Source organism: Haloarcula sp. K1 (assembly GCF_001647155.1).
GTDB lineage: Archaea > Halobacteriota > Halobacteria > Halobacteriales > Haloarculaceae > Haloarcula > Haloarcula hispanica.
The window spans coordinates 150878-171736 of the sequence record NZ_LRHL01000012.1; the positions used below are offsets into that span (position 1 = coordinate 150878).

General features: G+C 59.7%; 29 protein-coding genes and 1 tRNA gene. 2 read left to right on the forward strand and 28 right to left on the reverse strand.

Translation table 11 applies throughout. From position 1 onward, the window contains the following. Positions 1–465 precede the first annotated feature (465 nt). From AV929_RS05565 to AV929_RS05690, 28 genes are all read right to left on the reverse strand, one after another. Complete coding sequence (locus tag AV929_RS05565; RefSeq protein ID WP_064287737.1) at positions 466–2274, reverse strand: ABC transporter ATP-binding protein; 1809 nt, start codon at positions 2272–2274, stop codon at positions 466–468. A gap of 532 nt (positions 2275–2806) precedes the next feature. After that, complete coding sequence (locus AV929_RS21745; protein WP_155120726.1) at positions 2807–3262, reverse strand: hypothetical protein; 456 nt, start codon at positions 3260–3262, stop codon at positions 2807–2809. A gap of 46 nt (positions 3263–3308) precedes the next feature. Beyond that, on the reverse strand, positions 3309–4127 hold the full coding sequence (locus tag AV929_RS21290; protein ID WP_196219978.1) for a glycosyltransferase family 39 protein: 819 nt from the start codon (positions 4125–4127) through the stop codon (positions 3309–3311). A 285-nt stretch (positions 4128–4412) separates the two neighbouring features. Continuing rightward, complete coding sequence (gene secY, locus AV929_RS05570; protein ID WP_014040867.1) at positions 4413–5876, reverse strand: preprotein translocase subunit SecY; 1464 nt, start codon at positions 5874–5876, stop codon at positions 4413–4415. A gap of 6 nt (positions 5877–5882) precedes the next feature. After that, positions 5883–6380, reverse strand: coding sequence for an uL15m family ribosomal protein (locus AV929_RS05575; RefSeq protein ID WP_008312927.1), 498 nt, complete (start codon positions 6378–6380; stop codon positions 5883–5885). Further along, a complete protein-coding gene (gene rpmD / locus AV929_RS05580) occupies positions 6380–6844 on the reverse strand; it encodes a 50S ribosomal protein L30 (RefSeq protein WP_050036837.1) in 465 nt (154 codons plus the stop codon). The genes AV929_RS05575 and rpmD overlap by 1 nt, the downstream gene beginning before the upstream one ends. Then, entirely contained in the window at positions 6844–7482 is a 639-nt protein-coding gene (locus AV929_RS05585; protein ID WP_004957374.1) for a 30S ribosomal protein S5, read from the reverse strand. The genes rpmD and AV929_RS05585 overlap by 1 nt, the downstream gene beginning before the upstream one ends. Beyond that, entirely contained in the window at positions 7479–8042 is a 564-nt protein-coding gene (locus tag AV929_RS05590) for a 50S ribosomal protein L18 (RefSeq protein WP_023843357.1), read from the reverse strand. Before AV929_RS05590 ends, AV929_RS05585 begins: the two co-directional genes overlap by 4 nt. Further along, positions 8042–8491, reverse strand: a complete 450-nt coding sequence (locus AV929_RS05595) for a 50S ribosomal protein L19e (protein ID WP_014040870.1) — start codon at positions 8489–8491, stop codon at positions 8042–8044. The genes AV929_RS05590 and AV929_RS05595 overlap by 1 nt, the downstream gene beginning before the upstream one ends. Continuing rightward, on the reverse strand, positions 8491–9216 hold the full coding sequence (locus AV929_RS05600; RefSeq protein ID WP_008312922.1) for a 50S ribosomal protein L32e: 726 nt from the start codon (positions 9214–9216) through the stop codon (positions 8491–8493). Before AV929_RS05600 ends, AV929_RS05595 begins: the two co-directional genes overlap by 1 nt. Beyond that, the gene (locus AV929_RS05605) at positions 9216–9752 is read right to left on the reverse strand and encodes a 50S ribosomal protein L6 (protein ID WP_004591564.1); all 537 of its coding nucleotides are present in this window, start codon (positions 9750–9752) and stop codon (positions 9216–9218) included. The genes AV929_RS05600 and AV929_RS05605 overlap by 1 nt, the downstream gene beginning before the upstream one ends. Before the next feature lie 2 nt (positions 9753–9754). Continuing rightward, complete coding sequence (locus tag AV929_RS05610) at positions 9755–10147, reverse strand: 30S ribosomal protein S8 (protein ID WP_004516956.1); 393 nt, start codon at positions 10145–10147, stop codon at positions 9755–9757. A gap of 2 nt (positions 10148–10149) precedes the next feature. Further along, positions 10150–10335: a 30S ribosomal protein S14 gene (locus AV929_RS05615; protein WP_004591563.1), complete on the reverse strand. Its 186-nt coding sequence runs from the start codon at positions 10333–10335 to the stop codon at positions 10150–10152. Then, a complete protein-coding gene (locus AV929_RS05620; RefSeq protein WP_004591562.1) occupies positions 10332–10865 on the reverse strand; it encodes a 50S ribosomal protein L5 in 534 nt (177 codons plus the stop codon). Before AV929_RS05620 ends, AV929_RS05615 begins: the two co-directional genes overlap by 4 nt. Further along, complete coding sequence (locus tag AV929_RS05625) at positions 10862–11566, reverse strand: 30S ribosomal protein S4e (protein ID WP_023843358.1); 705 nt, start codon at positions 11564–11566, stop codon at positions 10862–10864. Before AV929_RS05625 ends, AV929_RS05620 begins: the two co-directional genes overlap by 4 nt. Next, positions 11563–11925: a 50S ribosomal protein L24 gene (gene rplX / locus AV929_RS05630; protein WP_014040872.1), complete on the reverse strand. Its 363-nt coding sequence runs from the start codon at positions 11923–11925 to the stop codon at positions 11563–11565. Before rplX ends, AV929_RS05625 begins: the two co-directional genes overlap by 4 nt. Positions 11926–11929: 4 nt before the next feature. After that, positions 11930–12328, reverse strand: coding sequence for a 50S ribosomal protein L14 (locus AV929_RS05635; protein ID WP_004516961.1), 399 nt, complete (start codon positions 12326–12328; stop codon positions 11930–11932). Beyond that, positions 12328–12681 (reverse strand): 30S ribosomal protein S17, encoded by a 354-nt coding sequence (locus AV929_RS05640; protein ID WP_004516962.1) that lies wholly within the window; start codon positions 12679–12681, stop codon positions 12328–12330. The genes AV929_RS05635 and AV929_RS05640 overlap by 1 nt, the downstream gene beginning before the upstream one ends. After that, positions 12672–12956 carry a ribonuclease P protein component 1 gene (locus tag AV929_RS05645; RefSeq protein WP_064287664.1) on the reverse strand — a complete coding sequence of 95 codons (285 nt, stop codon included), beginning with the start codon at positions 12954–12956 and terminating at the stop codon, positions 12672–12674. Before AV929_RS05645 ends, AV929_RS05640 begins: the two co-directional genes overlap by 10 nt. Further along, a complete protein-coding gene (gene rpmC, locus AV929_RS05650) occupies positions 12956–13171 on the reverse strand; it encodes a 50S ribosomal protein L29 (RefSeq protein WP_004516964.1) in 216 nt (71 codons plus the stop codon). Before rpmC ends, AV929_RS05645 begins: the two co-directional genes overlap by 1 nt. After that, on the reverse strand, positions 13168–14082 hold the full coding sequence (locus tag AV929_RS05655) for a 30S ribosomal protein S3 (RefSeq protein WP_064287665.1): 915 nt from the start codon (positions 14080–14082) through the stop codon (positions 13168–13170). The genes rpmC and AV929_RS05655 overlap by 4 nt, the downstream gene beginning before the upstream one ends. Beyond that, a complete protein-coding gene (locus tag AV929_RS05660) occupies positions 14082–14549 on the reverse strand; it encodes a 50S ribosomal protein L22 (RefSeq protein ID WP_008312913.1) in 468 nt (155 codons plus the stop codon). Before AV929_RS05660 ends, AV929_RS05655 begins: the two co-directional genes overlap by 1 nt. A 2-nt stretch (positions 14550–14551) precedes the next feature. Beyond that, positions 14552–14974, reverse strand: a complete 423-nt coding sequence (locus tag AV929_RS05665; protein WP_004516967.1) for a 30S ribosomal protein S19 — start codon at positions 14972–14974, stop codon at positions 14552–14554. Next, positions 14971–15693 (reverse strand): 50S ribosomal protein L2, encoded by a 723-nt coding sequence (locus AV929_RS05670; protein WP_004957415.1) that lies wholly within the window; start codon positions 15691–15693, stop codon positions 14971–14973. Before AV929_RS05670 ends, AV929_RS05665 begins: the two co-directional genes overlap by 4 nt. A gap of 2 nt (positions 15694–15695) precedes the next feature. Then, positions 15696–15953: a 50S ribosomal protein L23 gene (locus tag AV929_RS05675; RefSeq protein WP_004591553.1), complete on the reverse strand. Its 258-nt coding sequence runs from the start codon at positions 15951–15953 to the stop codon at positions 15696–15698. After that, positions 15950–16690, reverse strand: a complete 741-nt coding sequence (gene rpl4p, locus AV929_RS05680; protein WP_064287666.1) for a 50S ribosomal protein L4 — start codon at positions 16688–16690, stop codon at positions 15950–15952. The genes AV929_RS05675 and rpl4p overlap by 4 nt, the downstream gene beginning before the upstream one ends. A 3-nt stretch (positions 16691–16693) precedes the next feature. Next, positions 16694–17710 (reverse strand): 50S ribosomal protein L3, encoded by a 1017-nt coding sequence (gene rpl3p / locus AV929_RS05685; protein ID WP_008312890.1) that lies wholly within the window; start codon positions 17708–17710, stop codon positions 16694–16696. Positions 17711–17714: 4 nt separating this feature from the next. Continuing rightward, positions 17715–18560 (reverse strand): putative RNA uridine N3 methyltransferase, encoded by an 846-nt coding sequence (locus AV929_RS05690; protein ID WP_064287667.1) that lies wholly within the window; start codon positions 18558–18560, stop codon positions 17715–17717. Between the two features lie 349 nt (positions 18561–18909). Here AV929_RS05690 and AV929_RS05695 point away from each other — a divergent pair. Further along, positions 18910–18981 (forward strand) — tRNA-Gly (locus AV929_RS05695). 283 nt (positions 18982–19264) lie between these two features. Then, positions 19265–20668, forward strand: coding sequence for a hybrid sensor histidine kinase/response regulator (locus AV929_RS05700; protein ID WP_064287668.1), 1404 nt, complete (start codon positions 19265–19267; stop codon positions 20666–20668). The last annotated feature ends 191 nt before the right edge of the window (positions 20669–20859 follow it).

Consider the following 20859-nt stretch of genomic DNA (forward strand, 5'->3'; position numbering starts at 1 on the left):
TAAATCGTCGCTAGTACTGCTAAGTGTATAGAGCGCATATTTATACACCTGTATAGTGTCCAAATGTATACGATAGACGGCTCGCCTGAGAGGTCCTGTAGCCAAGTCCCCAGGCCCGGCTTAATCTGCCGAACTCATTTGGAAACAATACAGGGACAGCATAGCATCTAACTCTACATGAAGTTGGTGAAACCTGCGAGTGCCTCTTCAACAGGTAGACTAAAGTTTCTCTCTTGCATCAGTTTCTGGGGCTCAGCCGAAGGACACTTCAGATGACTTTATCCCTCCAAATATCTTGTTTCTCACGCCGAAATCGATGTCGAGTCGCTCTCCCACAGAACTGCATCATGGTTGATAGAGAATATGAGTGTTGCTCATTTCTCAGAATATAGGATAATTATATTTGAGCACAGGCAATTCTTGAACAGACAACGAACACCACATTGCGGAGGAAATTCTAGTCTATTATGGGCTTTGAGACTGAATAGCATACAGTTCTGCGTACTGTCCACCCTTGTCGAGCAACTCCTCATGGCGCCCTGTTTCAACGATCTCCCCAGCGTCTAACGAGTAAATCCGGGCGGCGTTTTTCACTGTCGAGAGTCGGTGAGCGATTCCAACGATTGCGTAATCTCGTTGCATATTTTCGATGGATTGCTGGACTTCCTTCTCTAAATTCGAATCGAGATCGCTCGTCGCCTCGTCAAGTACCAACACATCGGCGTCTTTCAAGAGTGCTCGTGCCAACGCTACTCGTTGTCGTTGCCCACCGGACAACCGGACCCCGTCGTCGCCAAGTTGCGTCTCGTAGCCATCTGGTAGGTCTTCAAAGAACTCATCAACGTTCGCTATGCGGGTCACCCTGTCGAGTTCTCTTTCTGGTACCTCTCGATTCCCGATTGTCAGGTTGTACCGTAGGGTATCATTAAAGATAAATGGGTCCTGTCGTACGACAGCGATTCTCGACCGCCACTTATCGATATCCATCTCGTGAATCGGGCGGCCGTTTGCTCGAATCTTTCCAGAATCAGGTTCATACATCCGGACTAATAACGAGATAATAGTGGACTTCCCTGCACCGGATTGCCCCACAAAACCAATGAACTCGCCCTTCTTGAATTCGAAAGTCACTCCTGAGAGTGCCTCATCCTCCTGTCCCTCGTAGGAGAAGTGCACATCGTTAAACTTGATCGTCTGGATATCGTCTGGGACGGGCTCTGAATCATGCTTCGGTTCAGAATTCTGTTCCAGCTCATCGATGAACTCTTGTGTTCGAACGAGATGTGGCAGGTTGTTTTCTATTTTATATAGCTTCGAGTTTAGCCCACTTGCTTTCGGCCCAAGTCGGAACATCGCGAACAGAAACACACTAAGTGATCCGAGCGAGAGGTTCGCGAAGGTGAGTGCAAAATAGATGAGCACAAACACAGAGACGGCCGTCAACAAGTTATAAAAATTCTGTATAGCCTGCTCATTTCGTTGGAGAGTAATACTGGAGGTAGCGAACTGATCCACTGCTTCGATAAAATCATCGAAAAGTTCGTTCTCCATACCGAACAATTTCGTGTCCCGTATCCCCTGGGTCCCCGCCTGCGCGGTCTGTTGGACACGCTCGTTCGCGTCTGCGACCTCGTCCCCAAGTTCGTAGCCAGGTTCAATGACATACCGAAACAGCACTGAGAATCCACCGAGAAAGATGAGTGAGAAGAATGTGAGAGATGGGGCAATAATCAACGCAGTAGCTAGGTACATCAGTGCCAAGAGGCCCTGTTCGAGGAAATTGATTACAAATCGGATAGTTCGTCCTGCGTACTCGGCTTGTGTTACGATCGCATTGAGTATATCATCTGAGCCTTCCTGATCGAAGTACTCAATCCGTGCCTCAAGCGCGTTGTCGAACGCTTCCTGTTGGAGTTGTCGCGTATAGTCGACAGCCAGTGCACTTCGCATCCATCGCACAAAAAACGTCAGCGTCCATCGAACAGTCAATACGGCACTGACACCGACAACGACAGATCCCAGCGTGAATGGTATCCCCAAAAACTGATACATAGATACAAACGCTAGCAGGATGCCGTCGGCCTGTTGTGCTGGGTCACCGGACGACTGGACGATTTCAACTATTGGGAGAATAAAGCCAAGCCCGACGCCCTCGAGTAGCGCAGCGAAAACACCGCCTATAATAATCGCTACAGTGAGATTCGGCCGATGCTTAGCGACCCGTATAATTGCCCGCAATTGCACACGGCGACCGATTTTTTCCGATTCACTCATTAGGAAATCGATCCCTCTCCCGGAGTTTATATTCGTTGGTTTAATCATTCCGAATTGGACGGGAAAATGAATCGTCATTTATATAGAATATTTGCGTCACAGGTTACCGGAACTTCTTCGTGCTCACCAAACTGACGAGGAGGACGTGTATGCGCCCATGGATTCAGTCCTACTCGATAGGATGGAACTGTCCTCACATTTGCATGAGAATCAAAAGAGGAGAACAGACGCGGTTTATCCTAACAACCCTGAAAGACCAGAAGTGAGTTCGATACTGTGATAATATTCCCATATGACTGTCCACTGGAGCAAAATATCTATGATTCCTTACCCGACGAACCGTCATCAAAACCGGCATAACCATCCATTCAGAATATATATTCTACTATTTCTTTCAGATTGTCGTGATCACTACAGTTTCGGTCAGTGCACTGAACATATTTAATATCCAACCAATGTTGGATTTCGACTTAACTCGGTTGTTATAACGTATCCTCCACCGCTAATTAGGATCGTTATTTGAGCTATCCAGTCAACAATTAGATACAATTAAATCATCATCACTTATATATACTTTATAATCACAGATATCTTGTTCGTCAATTATGATTTTTTCTGATTGGGCGGGAGTTATAGCTTCAATATTAATCCGGGCATGCATTAGAATTCGCGATTGGATTATTCTCATTCTACCGGTATCATTCTTCAACTGGCCTCTGAAAGCGATTCTAGCTGTATCCTTATTTGGAAGTTTCCGAAGTTCATGGCCTGCCTGAGTTACTTTTTCGGATGACAGCGGTCCATCATCGTAGATGTGGGCCGGGTTTTCTGGATAGAGGGTGGAACCAGCGATCCCTGAAGATAAAAGTAAGATAGCTAGAGCCACCGCTTGTGTTTGATGGACTTTCAGTTTGCTCGACAAAAATTCGGTGATTATGATAGCTGCCGCCAGTGCCGAGGGAACTAAAAGGCCCCATGCGTAGTACACATGTCCTCGCCAACCGACCGGTAACAAAATCATAACCAACAGTCCGCTAATGAACCAAGCGATTATCGTTACAGCCCGATCGTCCTGATTTTTCCATCCCCAAATAGTTAGTAATATCATTAATGTAATCGCGACAGGTATTGTCCATATAATAGATGCTGAAAAAAATATCAGTTGGGAAAAGGTTACCACCCCACGCCCAGTGAAAAACCCAATTCGGGGTCAGCAAAACTTCAGGATGATAGAACACAGATCGGGTCTGGAAATGTGAAGTTACTGATGGTTGATACGACTTGATCAGTTCAACTATAATAATCACAACAATTGTAGTGCCGATAATAGTTGCAGATCGTCGGATTTTCTTAGTCTGGTAGTAGGCGACTGCTGCTGGTAATGCTATTGAGGCTTCCCAAAGATGATTCGTAATCGCAAGTGAGAGTAAGCAGATCGCAAGAAAATAGTATCTTCGTCCTTCTTCATCTATATCTTTGATAACAGCATGCATAACTGCCAACGTCATTAATATACCCAATGACTCTGGGTACCAACGGGAAGAAAACCGAATAAACAATGGATGAATCCAAACTAAGGACCCAGCTAGAATCCCTGTTTTGGTTGAAAACCAGTCTTTAATAAAAATATAGAGAAGTACTGACGAACCACTCCCTGCAATCAGTGCAACAAGCCGGCCAGCCTCAGAGACACCGGCAAATAAGAATAGAGAACTAATTAAACTGTGAAGATGCAGCCCCGACGAACTTTCAAAAATAGACAGATAAGTGTATGACGCAAAGCCATCTTTAATTATGGATAGCGATTGAAAAAAACCAGCGACCTCGACCGCTGCGTGTTCTTGTATTCCCAAGGGTGCAGAAAAGATGAATGGAGAGATTACAGCTGCAGGAATTGTAAGTAGTAGAAACTGATTTAGGAGATATCGATCCAACTTCATCTATTTGTTGCAATTTATCCTATCGACTTAAGCTGATGGGAATTCCAACTACGAGAGCTCTGGGACGTGTTCGAATGTCCCCAGACCGACTTATATTCGCTAGTTCAAGCCGAATCACAAGTGGTCAGTCTGGTAGCAAATATTGCTGAAAGTTTATACAAAAAGTCGGAAACGGTGCTTCTCTGAACTACGTGTAACCTATCCGAACATCTGGCGCATCATCGGATGCATCTCCATGAGCTGCTCTTCGGCGATCTCCTCGTACAGCTTGTACGTAATGGAGACCGTCAGTAGCAGCCCGGTACCGGAGACGCCGCCGATGGTACCCAGCATGTTGGCCATCACGGCGAGCAACCCAACCAAGGCGCCGCCGATGACAGTCACTTGCGGGATATACCGCTCGAGGACCTTTTCGATGACGCCGACGTTCTGTCGGAAGCCGGGGATCTGCATCCCGGAGTTGTGGATCTGCTTGGCCGTTGCTTCCGGGCCCATGTCGGTGGTTTCGACCCAGAACACGGCGAAGACTGCGCCGCCGACCAGCATGACGAACAGGTCGATTCCAACGCGGGTCAGGATCTGCCAGACCGGCTGAGCAGTCCCTTCCAGCCACCACATCCAGTCGCCACGGCTCTGGATGGGGGCGAGGAAGTAGAACAGGCCGCCGGTCGGCTGGCCGTTGGCGTACGTGCCAAGGAACGCTGGCATCGAACCCAGCTGGGCGTTCAGGATACGGCCCAGGAACTGGATGTTCGCCTGCAGTGCCCGGACGAGGATCATCGGCAGGACGCTCGCGTAGATGAGCTTGACCGGGAAGCGGCCACGGGCTCCTTTCACGCGGGCGTTCGACAGCGGGATCTCCACGCGGACCGATTCGGCGTAGACGACCACTGCGAAGATGAGGACCGTCGTGAACAGTCCCAGCAGTTCGCCCTGCAGCAACACGGTCTGGAGGCCATCAGCGGCCAGCACTGGCCCGGTGCCGCGCTCGCCGGTGATGAACAGGTACCAGGTGTAGATGATCCCTTCGTTGTTGCCGATAAACGGCGTCGTCAGGATGCCACCGATGAGTCGCTGGCTCACGCCGGCGACAATGAACAGGCCGATACCGGAGCCGACGCCCCATTTGGAGATGACCTCGTCCATGAACAGGATGAGGACACCGCCGACGAACATCTGGGCGAAGATGAGCCACTGGACACCGGCCGTACCGATACCCAGTGAGTTCGCGACCGCCGTGTCAGCCGGGAGGAAGCCGCCGGCAAACACCATCGGGAGCCCGGTGAGACAGATCATCACGAGTACCAGCAGCTTCTGGAGCCCCTGATAGAGGATCTGGTCTCGCGGGTCGTCTTGGGTGTTCAGCCCGAGCAGGTCCGCCCCACCGAGGAGCTGTAACACGATGGACGCCGTAACGATCGGACCGATACCCAGCTGCATGATGCTCCCCTGGCCAGAGGCCAGAATCGAGGAGAAGCGCCCGAACACCTGTTGACTGGCGTCGATGTCCAGCCCGAACAGCTTCACGTTCGTCAGGAAGAAATACAGCAGGAGCACGCCTCCTGTCCAGGTGAGCTTGCGCTTGAACGGAACGTGTCCGTCCGGCCGCTGGACTGCGGGCATCCGGACAAGCAGTGGTTCGGCGGTGTCCTTCCAGCTCATCGTTCGTTATTCCTCGTCCGCGTCCGCGTCTTCGTCTGTCTCGGCCTCGGCCTGGCGCTCCTGGCCGAGGTCGGTCAGTTCGACGCTCCCGCCTGCGGCTTCGACTTTCTCGCGAGCGCCCTCGGAGAAGTCGTCGGCGATGAGCGTGAGTTCGTGGCGAACCTGGCCGGCACCGAGTACCTTCACGTAATCGGCGTCGTCGGCGTCTTCGACCACATCACGGACATCGACGCGGAAGCCACCGTCTTCGACTTCGGCGACGTCGTCGGCGGCCAGCAGCGTCACGTTCTCGTCGATCTCGCGAACGTCGATAGTGGCGGCCTCTTCCTGCACCTTCTGCGGGCGCTTGAAGCCGCTCTTGCCGAGCGGTTCGTGGTTGTGGAACTCGTGCTTGTCACGGCCTGCGGCACCGCGACCACCGCGGTGGCCGGCACCACGTCGGTTCTTGTGCGAGCCGCCGCCGTGCGTGCGCGAGCCGCGCTGTCGTTTCTTTTTGCTCGTCATTATCGCATCGCCTCCAGGAGTTCGTCGATTCCCTCGGTGTCGTGTTTCCCGAGCTGCCCGCCCTCCTTGACGGGGTGTTTGACGCCGTCGTGGCCGCCACGGGGCGGGTGCAGACGGAGCGTCGGGGACAGTCCCTGCTCGCGTAGCGTCGTCTCCTCGGAGAGGAGCGCGAACGCGAGCCCGGAGATGTCGTCGTAGTCCGTGTTCTCGGCGACCCACTCGTCGTCCACGTCGGCGTCGCCCTCGAGCGGCTCGGCGCGCGTCGCCAGGACTGTCTCCAGCGTCTCCTGGCTCGGCTCACCGAAGGCGACGAAGTCGTTGACCTTCGTCACCATGCCGCGGTAGGCGTCCGTCTCGGGGACGAGCGTGCAGTGGTTCACGTGGTGGATGTTGAGCATCTCCAGCGTGTCCTGGATGTCGGTGTGCATGTTGACTTCGCCACGGAGCTGGACGAGTGCGTGCATCACTCGATCACCTCTCGTTTCTCGAAGGTCCGTTCGGGGACGCGCGCCTCGGCCGTGTTCTGCAGGGCGTTGAACGTCGCCTTCGCGAAGTTGACCGTGGTGCGCGTGTTCCCGCTACTGCGTGTCCAGATGTCTTCGATACCGGCGAGTTCGAGCACCTTGCGGACGGTCTCCCCGCCCGCGAGGCCCAGCCCGCGCGGGGCCGGCTGCAGCTCGACTTCGACGCTCCCGGCCTTGCCCTCGGTGCGCAGCGCGACCGTGTGCGGACGGCCACAGCCACACTCCCAGGACCCGCAGCCGCGGGAGACGTCGATGATGTTCAGCTTTGCGATGTCGATGGCTTTCTGGATGGCACCGCCGACCTGGTCGTCACGCCCCTCGGCGTAGCCGATGAGGCCGTCGCGGTTGCCAACGGCGACCACGCAGCGGAACTTAACGCGGCGGCCGGAGTCTGTCATCCGCTGGACCATGTTGATGTCCAGCACTTCGTCTTCCAGGTCGGGAACGAGCTGGTCGACGACTTCCGATTCTTTCAGCGGGAGCCCGGAGTTCAGCGCCTCCTGCATGGAGTCGATTTCGCCCTCGACGACCTGCTTGCCGAGGCGTGTCCGTGGCTCCCATCCGTTGTTAGCACTCATAGTTCGATGTCACCGTCCAGTAGGGTCTCTCGGAGCTCGTCGAAGTGCTCCGGGAGGTCTGCAGCGTCGAAGTCACCGCTGTACAGCGGCTCCTCGAGCTGCTCGTCGTACTCGGCGATGTGGGCACCGCGCGTGCGCTGCCAGTCGGCGAGTACGTCGTCGTTGTGCGGAATGTCCAGGCCGGCGTCGATTGCGCCTTCCTGTATTGCGAATACTTTGCTTCCGGGGGTCGGGCTGTTGAGTCCGATGTCGAGCACTGCCTCCTCGATGCCCGCTTCCTGCGCGCGAAGCCCGGCGAGCAGACCGGTGAGGTAGGCCGAGGGCATGTTGCCCGTCGGGGCCTCCCAGCCGTACTCGGCGAGGTCGCTCGAGTGAGCGGACGCGAGAGTGTCGTCGCCGTTGGGGCCAAGCGTCACCAGCTGCGCCCTGACGTGTTTATTGCTCTTTCGAGCAACGAGACGTGGCTTACCGGATTTCAACAGGCGCAACCGCTGATGGTAATCGGTTCTGGCCTCGCGGCGTCGCCGCATCGGTACTTTGTATCGTGGTCCTGTCGCCATTATGCGTCACCGTGGTTTGCGTCGATGTAACGTTCGAGATCGGCAACGCTATCGAACTCGCCACCGCCGGCCTTGTCGTACAGGTCGCGGTACTGCGAACTCGAAAGCGTTCCCTCGTCACGCAGTTCGCGCAGCTTCGTCCGCTGTGCGCGGATGCGTGACTCCCAGTCCTCCTTGGAGTTCTGCCGTGCGCCTGCCTTGCCCTTCCGGGAACCGGCTCCCTTCTGGTGGCCGTACGCACGCTTCTTCTGGCGCTCCCGGGCGCGTCCGCGGGAGTTGCCTTTCTTGTCTTTCGCCTGAATGGCGCCCTCATCGACCAGTTCGCGAACGTCCTCGCGGGTAATCGCATCGGCGATGTCGCCCTGTCGCTCGGGGTCGAACCAGACGCGGTTCTTCCCGACGTCAAGGACGTCCGACGCGAGTCGCTTCTGTGCGGAGAGGTCTGTCATCACTCACTCACCTCGACTTCGACGTAGGTGGGGTTGAGCACGCGGATGCCCGCGTCCTCGGCTTCCTCTTCGATTCGCTCGCGCTTGCGAGCGCCGACCTTCGAGGCAATACGGACGGCTTCCGTGTCCCCGTCGACGCCTTCGAGGTCGTCCACGTTGTGCACGCGGACCTCCTCGAAGCCCGAGGGGTGCTTGCCGCGAACCGCGGTCGGCGAGCGGAAGCCCGCCTCGACCGTGTCGCCCTTGCCCTTGATGCCGCGGCGCTGCTTCGAGAGCTGGCCGCGGGGCTTGCGCCACGAGGTCGAGACGCGCTTTTTCTTGTGGTGGTCCTGGCGGTTGAACTGCGGCTTGCCGACCCGGTGTCGCTGGGTCAGGAGCCGCGCGTCCTCGTCGGAGAGGTCCGGCGTCTTGTCGGTGAGCCCGCGGGCCTGGAGTTCCGTCTCCACGTCCTCGTCGGGCGCTTCCTCGCCGCCTTCCTCTTCGACTTCGGCTTCGGTCTCGGACTCGACTTCGAGTCCGCCGACGTCGGCCTTGATTCGGGCCGCCAGCGCGTTCCCGATACCGCTGACATCGGCGAGCGCGGACTGGTCGGCACCGCGAACGTCTTCGACCGATTCGAAGCCGGCCTCGCGGAGCGACTCCGCCTTGGACGGGCCGACGCCGCTGATGTCAGTCAGTTCGGTGTACTCTTCCTCTGCTTCGACGTCTTCTTCGTTATCCGCCATCAGGCGTCACCTCGGTTCGGTTTGCGGGTGATGTACACCCCGTCCTGGAACACGCGCACGTCCTTGTCGTTGATGCGCGTGAGCTGCTCGATGTCCGCGGCGGTCTGGCCGACAGCTTCGATGTCGGGACCGCTGATGGTCAGCTCCTCACCGTCGATTTCGACGTCCGTGTCGCCGTGGATCGTCGTGCGGCGGGGGGCCTTCTCGCCCAGGAAGTTCTCGATGACGACTTCGTCACCCTCGACGTCGACCTGCATCGGGAAGTGAGAGTAAAAGACCTCCATACCGTACTCCCAGCCCTCGGTCACGCCGTGGAACATATTCTCGATGTGGCTCTGGAAGGTACCGATCGTCGACATCGTCTTGGCGTTGTCCTCATCGGATTCGATGACGACCGTGTCGCCGTCGACGGACACGTCGATGTCAGGGTACCAGAGCCGACGCGTGACGCTGCCGTTGTCCCCCTCGACGGTGATGTCAAGGTGGTCCTGCTCGGCGTCCACGTCCTCCGGAATCTCCAGTTCTACTCGTGGCATTGTTAGTATACGTACGCGATGACTTGGCCACCGACGCCCTGCTCACGAGCCTCGTAGTGGCTCATGATGCCGTGGCTGGTCGTCACGACGAGGGTCCCGTAGTCACGGGCGGGGAGGAACCGCTTCTCCCACTTCTCGAACTCGTCTGCGCCCGCAGAGTAGCGGGGCTTGACCGGGCCACACTCGTTGATGGCTCCTTTCAGTTCAACTTCGAACTCGCCGGCTTTGCCGTCGTCGACGAAACTGAATCCGTCGATGTACCCGCGGTCGTAGAAGACCTCGAGGACGCTGCCGATCTCGTTCGAAGCTGGCGATACTGTCTGCTCTAGGTGCCCGACGCTTTCGGCGTTGTTAAGCGCCGACAGTGCGTTGGCAAATGGGTCGTTCCCTGTCATTGTTAGCTGTACTTCCTGAAGCCCATGCCTCGCGAAATCTCGCGGAAGCACTGGCGGCACAGCCAGATGTCGTACTTGCCGACGAGTCCCTGTTCGCGACCGCAGCGCTGACAGGACTCGAGCTGGCCAGTTCGCTCACTGGATGCCGTCTCGGAATCGGGCTCGTCTGTGGTTTCACTTTCGCTCATTCGCTCACCTCCACGTCGTAGGTCGACTCGATAAACGCGACTGCGTCGGCCGGGTTGAGTCGATGCTTGGTCGGAATCGAGCGTGACGCCTTGTCGCGCTTTGCGACGCGGTAGCCGGGGCGGACGAGGTTGACCGTCACGTCCAGCCCGTAGATTCCGATGCTCGGGTCGTACTCCTGGCTCGGGAACTCGGTGTGTTCCTCGACGCCGAAGCTGAAGTTGCCGGTGTCGTCGAACTGGCTCGTCGCCAGTTCGGCCAGCGGCAGCGCCGTCTGGAGGAACTCTTCAGCCATCTCATCGCGGAGGGTGACCTTCGCACCGATTGGGTCGCCCTCGCGGATGTCGAACTCGCCGACAGTCCGCTTGGCCTTCGTTCGTACCGGCGTCTGCCCGGTGATTTCCCCGAGGATGTCCTCTGCGTTGGCGAGGTCGCGGCCACCGTGGCCGATACCCATGTGAACGACGACCTTCTCGATGCGCGGTTCGCGCATCTCGTGGAAGTCGCCGCCGGACTCACTCTCGGAGCTCATTCGTCATCACCTGTGAAGTTCTCGTCGATGACGACGACGTACTCTTCGACCGTCTCGAAGCCTTCGTCGCCATCCTGCGAGACTATCACGTTGTTCTGTGCCGAACCCGGCGTCACCTGAATCTCCTCGATTTCGCCGACTTCGCCCGCGTGGGCGCCGTCGACGGCGGTGACGAGCGCGCCCTCTTCGTACTCGAAGTGGGCGACGATTTCACCGTCCTCGTTGCCGACGACGATGGAGTCGCCAGCGTCGTAGGTCTGGGCGTCCTCGACGACGAGCGTCTCACCGTCGTGGAGGCCCAGCTGAACGTCGCCACCGGAGACGTGGGTCTTGGTGACGATTTTACCGAGCTTGGACTCGGCCGCGTCCGGGTCGATTGCGGTCAGCGCCAGCCGACCACCCTCGCCGGGGAACACGCGGTAGTACTCCTCGCGCTCGGTGAAGGCCAGGATGTCGAACATCCCGACGGGGCGTTCCTCGTCGGAGATGGCCTTCCCGTTGATGAGGACGTTGTCCTCGTTGAGGGCGTAGCGGGCTTCTTTGCGGTTGTCGGCGTAGCCGAGCACGTCCCGAAGAACGATGAGTAGGGGAACCCCGTCCTCACCGTGCGGGCCGGCGCCGGCTTTCACCGTAAACGTCGCGGTCTTGCGCTCTACGGGCCAACTGTTGGGCACCGAGAGTCGCTTCTGGTGGTTACTCATGCGGAATCATCCTCCGATTCGAGACGCGCCTCGCGCTTCTCGTCTTCGAGGTCCAGGTCCGTCACGCGGACGTTCGAGGTGTCAAGCGGTCGCGGGACTTCCTCGCCGTCCGTCTTCTCGAGCGTGACGTCTTCGACGTGGATGACGGCCTTGTCGAGATTGACCTCAAGGACTTCGCCTTCCTCGCCGGCGAAGTCGCCGCGGAGCACCTCGACGGTGTCACCAGCGTTGACGCGGACGTTGCGCTGGCCGTACTCCTCGCGGAGGTCGGCCGAAAGCGTCGCCCGGACCTGCTTGTGCCGCTCGTGAAGCGGGGCACGTCGTTGACTCTTGCGTTGTTTGTCTGGTTGCTTGCTCATGGTTCTATACGATCATCGTCGCTGCTGATGCCACACTGCCGAATCGCTGTGCGACTTCCCGTGCGATTGGACCTTTCAGCTCGGTCCCGCGCGGGTCCTCGTTTTCGTCGACGATGACGGCCGCGTTGTCTTCGAACTTGACGCGGGTGCCGTCGGGTCGACGGATCGGCTTTCGCTGGCGGACGACGACGGCTTCGAGCACCTGACGACGCATTTCGGGCGTCCCCTTGGTGACCGAGACCGTGATCTTGTCGCCCAGCCCAGCTTTGGGGTGGCGGTTCTTCGTTCCCGAGTAGCCGTGGACGGAAATGACCTTGAGTTCGCGCGCTCCCGTGTTGTCCGCACACGTAATGAGCGAGCCCTTCTCGAGGCCTTGCGTGACGTCAGCACCGAGTGCTTCCATCAGGCATCACCGTCCTGTTCGTCGTTCGCGGCCTCGTCCGAGCCCGCGCTAACGACGACGTGGCTTTTCGTTTTCGAGAGCGGTCGACACTCTGCTATCGTGACCGTGTCACCGACCGCGAGGTCGAGACAGTCCGGTGCGTGAGCCGGAACGCGGCTCCGCCGCTTCATAAAGCGGTCGTATTTCGGCACCTTCACGTCGTACTCGCGCTCGACGACAACGGTCTTCTCCATGTCAGTGGAGGCTACCTCGCCGTTCAGTGTCTGTCCGCGCACGGAGAGCTCTCCGTGGAACGGGCAGTTCTGATCGGCACAGGTGTCCTCCGGTTCCTGTACGTTCAGTCCTAGCGCCATAGTGAATCTCCTGTGTTCTCTGTGCGACGAGCGGGACGCGCGACGAGTCGGTCGCCGTCGACCCGGACTCGCTGTCCGTCGATGGCGAACGAAAAGGTCGCGCTGTCCTTCGGCACGTGCCACACCCGGTCGGCCCCCTCGATTGTCAGCATCTGTGTCGTCTCCATGACGACAGTGCCGCTGATACCGACGGCGTCCGGGTTGGACGCGGCGACGACCTCACAGTCGAGGCCGACGAGTTCGTGTCGTGGGAGCGTCTCGGGTGTCAGTGGCATTATTCGTTCTCCTGCAGGTCGCCTTCTTCGCCCTGAATCGTCTTGATGCGGGCGATGGCTTTCCGCAGCTCCTTGATGCGACCGGGGTTTTCCGGTGCACCACCCGCGGCCTGCACGGCCCGGGCGTTCAGCAGTTCGGTCTTCAGGTCGTCGAGTTCCGCCTCGCGCTCGGCGGGCGTCATGTCCCGAATCTCCTGGACGTGGAGGACGGTCATTCGTCGTCAGCCTCCTCGTCCATTTCGTCCATCAGCTCTTCGGCTTCCGCCTCGACGTCCTCGTCGAGTTCCTCGTCGACAGCGTCTTCGAGTTCGTCGACGTCGACGTCCTCGACATCGTCGTCAGTCGGGACCTCGACGTCTTCCTCGACGATTTCCTCGTCGACGAACTCCTCGTCAGCCTCGGACTCGTCGTCGGCCCCGGTGGCCACGTCTTCGTCGAGTTCCTCGGCCGTCTCGCTGTCTTCAGGCTCGCCTTCGAGGAGTTCCTCGACGGACTCGCCGTCGGTGTCGGCCACGTAGTCCTCGACGTCGACATCCTCGTAGATCTCGAAGTCGTCGGGGAGCTCCGCGTCCGGCGGGATGATCTTGACTCGGACCCCGATGGTACCGAGCTTCATCACGGCGACGCCGACACCGCTGTCGACGATCTCCTCTGCGGGTTCGCCGTTGTGCTTGACGTAGCCGCGGTTGAACTTCTCCACGCGCGAGCGTGCACCCGTGACCTTCCCGGAGAGGACGATCTCTGCACCGAGTGCGCCCGACTCCATGATGCGGTCGATGGTGGTGTGGCCCGCTTTGCGGAAGTACCAGCCACGCTCGAGTGCGTTGGCCAGTCGGTCCGCGACGATGCGGGCGTTGAGGTCCGGCTCGTCGACTTCCTGCACGTCGACTTGCGGGTCGTCGAGGTTGAATCGGTCCTCGAGTTCCGTCGTGATCTTCCGGATGTTCTTCCCGCCCTTGCCGATGACCATCCCTGGCTTCTCGGCTTTGAGCACGATCTGGGTCCCCATCGGCGTCTTGGCGACGTCCATGCCGCCGTAGCCGGCGCGACCGAGTTCCTCTGCGAAGAACTCGTCGATCTGGGTCCGCTGGAGTCCGTCCTCGATGAACTGTTGTTCGTCGGCCATTAGTCTTCGACCTCCGGCTCTTCGAGGATGAGTTCGACGTCGACCTGCGGGCTGTTCCACGCCGAGGCACGCCCCATCGCGCGGGGCTTGCGACCCTGCTGCTCGCCGACCTTGTGGGCGGCGACGTGCGTGATCGTCATGGCCTCACCGTCGAAGCCCTGGTGGTCGGCGTTGCCGACCGCGTTCTCGAGCAGGTCGAGGAAGGCCTTGCTGGCCTTCTCCGGGTAGCGTCCGGCGTCCCAGCCGTCGACCTTGCTTTTGTGGCCGACGCCCGAGTTGTGCTGTTTGAACGGAACGGGCTGGTCGCCCTCGATAACCGCGTCGAGGTAGTCGACAGCCTCGCCGGCCGTTTTGCCCTTGATTTCGCGGGCGATGGCCTTGCTGTGCTTGAAGCTCATCTGCCGCTCCCGGAGCATCGCTTTGGCCGTCGTGTCCGGGTCGGCTTCGACTGAGTAACTGATTCCCATGATTATTTGAGCGGTACGAACTTCGAGGAGCGTGTCGCTCCGATACCGGCCTGACCGTGTTCGACGCTACTCCGTGTGAGCTGGAACTCACCGAGGTAGTGGCCGAGCATCTCGGGCTCGACTTTGACACGCTCGAAGTTCTGGCCGTCGTGGACGGCGAAGGTCAGCCCGACCATCTCCGGGACCACCGGCATGTCGCGCAGGTGCGTCCGGATCGGGTCGTTGGCTGTCTCCTCTTCGCCGGCCTCGCGGGCCTTCTCGAGGAGCTTGTGTTTCTCCTCGGTCAGGCCGCGTACGATACTTCGCCGCTGTCGAGCGGGGAGCAGTTCCGCGACTTCCTCGAGCTCCATCTCCTGCAGCTCGTCGAGCGTGTGGCCGCGGAAGGAGAACTCTCCTTCGTGGCCGATTTGATATTCTGAGCTCATTCGTTGCCACCTCGACCAGTTCGCTTCGAGGCGATGTCCCCGACCTTACGGCCAGGCGGGGCGTTCCGCGAGATGGACTTGGGCTTGCCGGGGTGCTGGCGGCCGCCGCCACCGAACGGGTGGTCGACGGCGTTCATCGCCACACCGCGGACGTTGGGCCACTTCGTCCCTCGCGCTTTCATCTTGTGATGCTTGTTGCCAGCCTTCACGAACGGCTTGTCAGTTCGGCCGCCACCGGCGACGACGCCGATGGTGGCACGACACTGCGGGTCAAGCCGCTTCATCTCCCCGGAGGGGAGCTTGACGACCGCGACGTTGCGGTCGTGGGTGAGCAGTTGGGCGTTGACACCCGACGCGCGGGCGAACTTCCCACCGTCACCGGGACTGGATTCGACGTTGCACACCGGGACCCCCTCTGGGATCTCGGCCAGCGGGAGCGTGTTCCCGGGTGCGATCTCGGCGCTGACGCCGACCTGTAGCTCGTCGCCTACCCCGACGCCTTCCGGCGCGAGGATAAGTCGTCGGTCGCCGTCTTCGAACTCGACGGCAGCGACCGGAGCCGAGCGGGCAGGGTCGTGCTCAATGTCGACGACCGTGCCGGCGATGACGTCGCCGTCCTCGACCTTGCGGTGCTCCAGATCAGCCTTGTAACGGTGCGACGGAGCACGGAACGTGGAGGTCCCGCGGCCGCGCCGTTGTCCTTGGATTCGTCGTCCCATCGTTAGAACACCCCAATTCTGGAGGCGACTTCCTGGGCGTCGTCGTCCTCAGAGAGGCGAACGACGGCCTTCTTTTCGCCGTCCATCGTGTTCTGCGTGTTGACCTGTTCGACTGTCACGTCGTACTGCTCCTCGACGGCGTCGGCGACCTCGCCCTTGGAGGCGCGGTCGTCGACGGCGAACTGGAGCTTGTTCTGGAAGTCCATGTCGTTCATGGCCTTCTCGGTGACGTGTGGGTGTTTGATGACATCCCAGCTCATCGCTCGGCCACCTCCGCGAGTGCGGATTCCGTGAAGACGGTGAGTCGACCGGGCGCGCCGCCGGGCGCGAGGTCTTCCGTGTTGACCTCGCTTGCGGTCGCCACGTCGGCGCCCGCGAGGTTGCGGGCGGCCTTCGACGGCTCGTCGCTGGTCACGAAGAGGATCGAGGCGGGACGACGGTACTTCCGTCCACGGGCCGAACCCTGTCCAGCCTTGATCTTCGTCTCGTCGGCGCGGTCGATGTCCGCGTGGACGTCGAGCGCCTCCAGCAGCGAGACGACTTCCTGCGTCTTGACGAGGTCCTCGAAGTCGTCGGAGACGACGACGGGCACTTCGTCACGGTCGAACTCGTGGCCGCGGTCGGCGACGAGGTCGGCGTCGGCCGTCGCGGCCAGCGCCGAGCGAACGGCCAGCTGCCGTTCCTTGTCGTTGAGGTCGAGCGAGCGGTCCTTCTCGGCTTTCGGCGGGTGGGCGCTTCGCCCCTTGACCGCCTGCGGGACGCGGCGGGCACGGCCGTCCTGCTTCGGGACGTGTGCCTGGCCGCGGCCGCTACCGAAGGACTCGGCCGGCGTTCGGAGGCCGGCGTACTCGTCGGACCCGTAGTCCTGCTTTCGGTTGGCCTGTGCGGCACGTACAGCTTTGCCGATGAGGTCGGTCCGAACCGGCGTCTCGAAGACGTCCGGCAGGTCGACCTCGCCGTCTGTGTTGCCGTCCAGGTCGTAGATTGTTGCCTGCATAGGTTATCCCTGGTTCGATTCGTTGGAGACGTAGCGCACCTCGGGGTCGAGGCGCGGCTGGTCGTTCGGACGCACCGCGGGCCGGAAGCGCACCAGGCGCTTGTCCGGACCGGGTACGGAGCCCTTCACGAGCGTGTACGGCCCATCGACTTCGCCGTAGTTGACGAAGCCGCCATCGACGGTCGGTTCGTCGCCGTCGCCGATGTCGATGAGGCGCTTGTTGAGCTCGGTGCGCTGGTGGTAGCCGGTCTGCCCCTGCTGGGGGACCGTCGAGCGCACACGGGACGGGTTCCACGGACCGAGGTTGCCGATCCGTCGGCGCCATCCCTGGCGGGCGTGCTTGCCTTTCCGCTTCTGGACGCCCCATCGCTTGACGGGACCCTGCGTCCCTTTGCCTTTCGTGACACCGGCCACGTCGGCGTACTCGCCGGCGCGGAAGATGTCGTTCATGGCGTGTTCGCCACCGTCCTCAACGAGGTCGAGGGCGTGGTCGAGGCGGTCCGAAACGGACCCACCGCCGACGCGAGTCTCCATCACGTCGGGCTTTTTCTTCGGGACGCTCGGGACGGCGTCGGGGACGGTGTGCGTAATGAGTCGCACGTCCCCGAGGTCACCGGCCTCGAGTGCGTCTCGTACCTGTTCCTCAGCAGCGTCCGGATCGTGGTCCTCCGGAACGTCCAGGGTCCGGTCGAGTTCCGAGTGGAACTCGTCGGTCCAGACTTCCGTCAGCGGACGCTGACCGTACGGCGTGTCTTCGTACGCTCGCAGGGCGACGGCGCGCATCGGCGGCGTCTCGATGACTGTCACCGGGACAGTCTCCTCCATCCCCTCGCGGGGAGAGTTGGGTTCGTCGTTGACGAGCACGACGTGTGTCATGCCTGCCTTGTAGCCGGCGAACCCTTGGACGCCCGGCTGCCCGTCGTCAGACGGCCAGCTGTTGAAGCGAGGCGTCTCGCTCGTCGAGCGCTTGCGCGGGCCGAAGCCCAGCGAGCCTTTGCGTGGTCTGCTTGGTTGTGGCATTCGTTTACTCCGTGAGGGTTAGACAGGTGAGGGAGGCGAACAGAGCTTCTTCCGTTCGCACGACCTCACTGCCCTGGTTCGGAACCGTATTCAGCCAGAGGTCGAACCCTTCTGGTTCGTCGCTCGTCTGGTCTCCCCCGACGGCGTCCGGGGCAACGTCGAGTATCGACGGTAACCCGCGCTCGGGTGCCCCGAAGGCGACGGTCATGCCGCCCTCGGCGTCGCGCCGCTCGGCCAACTGGCCGAGACGGGTCGACGTTACCGGCTCGCCGTATCGCGAGGACGCGATAGCGAGCCCGGCATCGTCGCGCGAGAGTGCCGCATCGAGGTCCGCGGCGACAACGTCGAATCCCGTTGTGGGGGCGTCGACGAGTTTCGCCCGGACCGGCCGTCGCGAAGAGACCCTGACGGTCACGCGCTCCCCCTGTTCCACGTCCATATCCGCTGGGACGGGAAGGGAGATCGGGTGTTGCATGCCGCAATTGACCCGGACGCGCCCATCAGCTCCGACCTCGGTCACGATTCCCTGTCTTAACGACCCCGAACCCTCAGATCCGGAGCCGGTCTGTGAACGCACGCGGAGCGGCGGCAGGACGCCGACGTACTCCAGTTCGTCCCGCTTACCCCACATCTCCTTTCGGAGGTGCGGGGGCGTCGCGGCGTACCGCAGCACGGTTTCGACGAACCCGTCTTCCCACTTGCCCGCCCCGTCAGGGTCGGGGTACACTGTCAGCCGATCAACCCGGTAGACCGCGGCCGCGCGGGCCACGTAACCGAGCTTGCGAGTTGCCTCGCGTCTGTCTTCGGCTTCCCGTGCGAGGGAAGACGGCACGAGTACGCTGGTCGTCATGCCGTGACGCTTCCACGTCGCGCCACTAGACTGTGCCGATATCTCCCCTTCCCGGGCTTAAAAAGGCCCCGTTTCGCGTTCGCGATGCGTCGCGTTCACATGGTCCGTCATGCCGGTTCGGGACCGATGGGACCGTTCACTGGATTGCCGCTTCCGAAAGGCCATGCCCCGTGAAGTCATCACACGATACGGCTCTCAGACGGGGCGGCGATTGCCCTCACTTCCCATGGTTTTCCCCGGAAAACGGAAGGCTTTTTACTCTCACCCCCGCCAGATTTGATTGCAACGAGGCGTTGCGCGCTGGTACCGAGCGGCCGACGGCCGTGAGGGTCAGTGCAGAACAAAGCGAGCGCTGGTAGTGTAGTTGGTATCACGTGACCTTGCCATGGTCACAACCTGGGTTCAAATCCCAGCCAGCGCATTTCTCTTCATCCAAACTCCTGAGCGGTGCGTTTTATCGCGCCGCGTACTGGATGCTGTAATCGCACTGGATTTGAGCCCTGCCAGTCGCAGCGCCCACAACGAGCGTAGCGAGTGAGGACACGGGTCTGTTTTTCCGTCCAGTTCCCTCAGTGAATGTCTGTCAGCAACCACCGTTTCGTGGGCCTCACCATTTGTGCGTCCGAGTTCTCACTGTGTAGAGTTATCATCTATCCGCAACAAAACCCGGCAGTTAACAGTCTGCAAGCCAGTTAGAGGGTACGATGGATTCTGCTGGGGATATCAGTGTACTCGTCGTTGATGACAGTGATTTCTTTGTCGAGATAGCGTCGGAAAAGCTCAGTGACGCACACGGCTTCACCACCAAAACGGCAAGTACAGGACAGGAAGCGCTTGCGTCGTTACGAGAGCAGCGTGTCGACTGTGTCGTCAGCGACTACAAGATGCCAGGCATGGACGGGCTGGAGCTGTGTACCGAGGTGAGTGAGGAGTTTGACATACCGTTTATTCTACTAACCGGGCAAGGCGGGGAGGACGTAGCCAGTGACGCAATCGGGACCGGTGTCGATGATTACCTTCAGAAGAAGAAAATCATAGACGGAGAACGACTCCAGTTGCTCGCCACGCGGATACGCAACGTTGTCGGGCAACACCGTGCACAACAGAAGTACGAGAAACTGGTCGACAATACACCGGACGAAATCGTGGAGGTCTCCACCGACGGACGAATCCGTGCAGCGAACAAGTCGATGGCGCGGGCACACGATACCACGCGCCCGGAACTCATCGACTCGCAGTTGTCGGACGCACTCCCGGCCGAAATAGCGTCCGACCGCCTCGAATACGGTCAACGCGCCATTACCGCCGGGAGCGCGGTGACGTTTCAGGATTCCATTGGGGTACGTCACTTTCACAACATTGTCACGCCGCTCAGCGAGACTGGGGACACAAACACTGTCCAGTTCATCTCCAGAGAAATTACACAGCAGAAACACGACGAGCAGAAACTCAAAAAGACAAAGCGAGAGCTCGAACAGTCCAACGAGAAACTGGACAAGTTCGCGAGCGTCGTCTCGCATGACCTCCGGAACCCGTTGATGGTTACGAGGGCCAGAGTGGATTTCGTCCGAGATGATGCGCCCACGGAGCACGTCGAGACGATGGAGAGGAACCTCGACCGGATGGAAACGATGATAGACGAATTGCTGACACTCGCTCGTGTGGGCGAGAGCATCACCGACTTGTCTCGGGTCGCACTCGCTGCCGTCGCTGAAGACGCGTGGGAACACACCCAGACAGACGGCGGGACGCTCGAACTGAACCTTACAAGAGATGTCGCGGTTGAGACAGACCGTGACCGCCTGCTACAGGTTTTCGAGAATCTCTTTCGGAACGCGTTCGACCACAACGACACGCCGCTGACTATTCGAGTGGGGACACTCGACGATGCGGACGAAACTGAGCTTTCGGGCTTCTATATCGAAGATGACGGCCGCGGCATCCCCCCAGAGGACCGGACGACTGTTCTTGAACACGGGTACACGACGAGCAACGACGGGTCCGGATTCGGACTCTCTATTGTCACGGACATCGTCACCGCCCACGGCTGGGAAATCACCATCAGTGAGGGCCGCGACGGCGGGGCACGCTTCGACATTTCTCTCTGATTCTGTAATGCCCTACGTGGCGGATTCGTCCCACAGGTGCCACTCGTTGTTATGCTATCGAAATCGACAGTGTCAGTGCCTGACGAGTAGCGGCGAATTCACACAGCGTACTTCTCTGTCCCGAATTGGAAGGAACCTGTCGCATGGGGTCGCGTAGCCCTTCGTACACACCCGTCAGTCGTCGTTCCGGT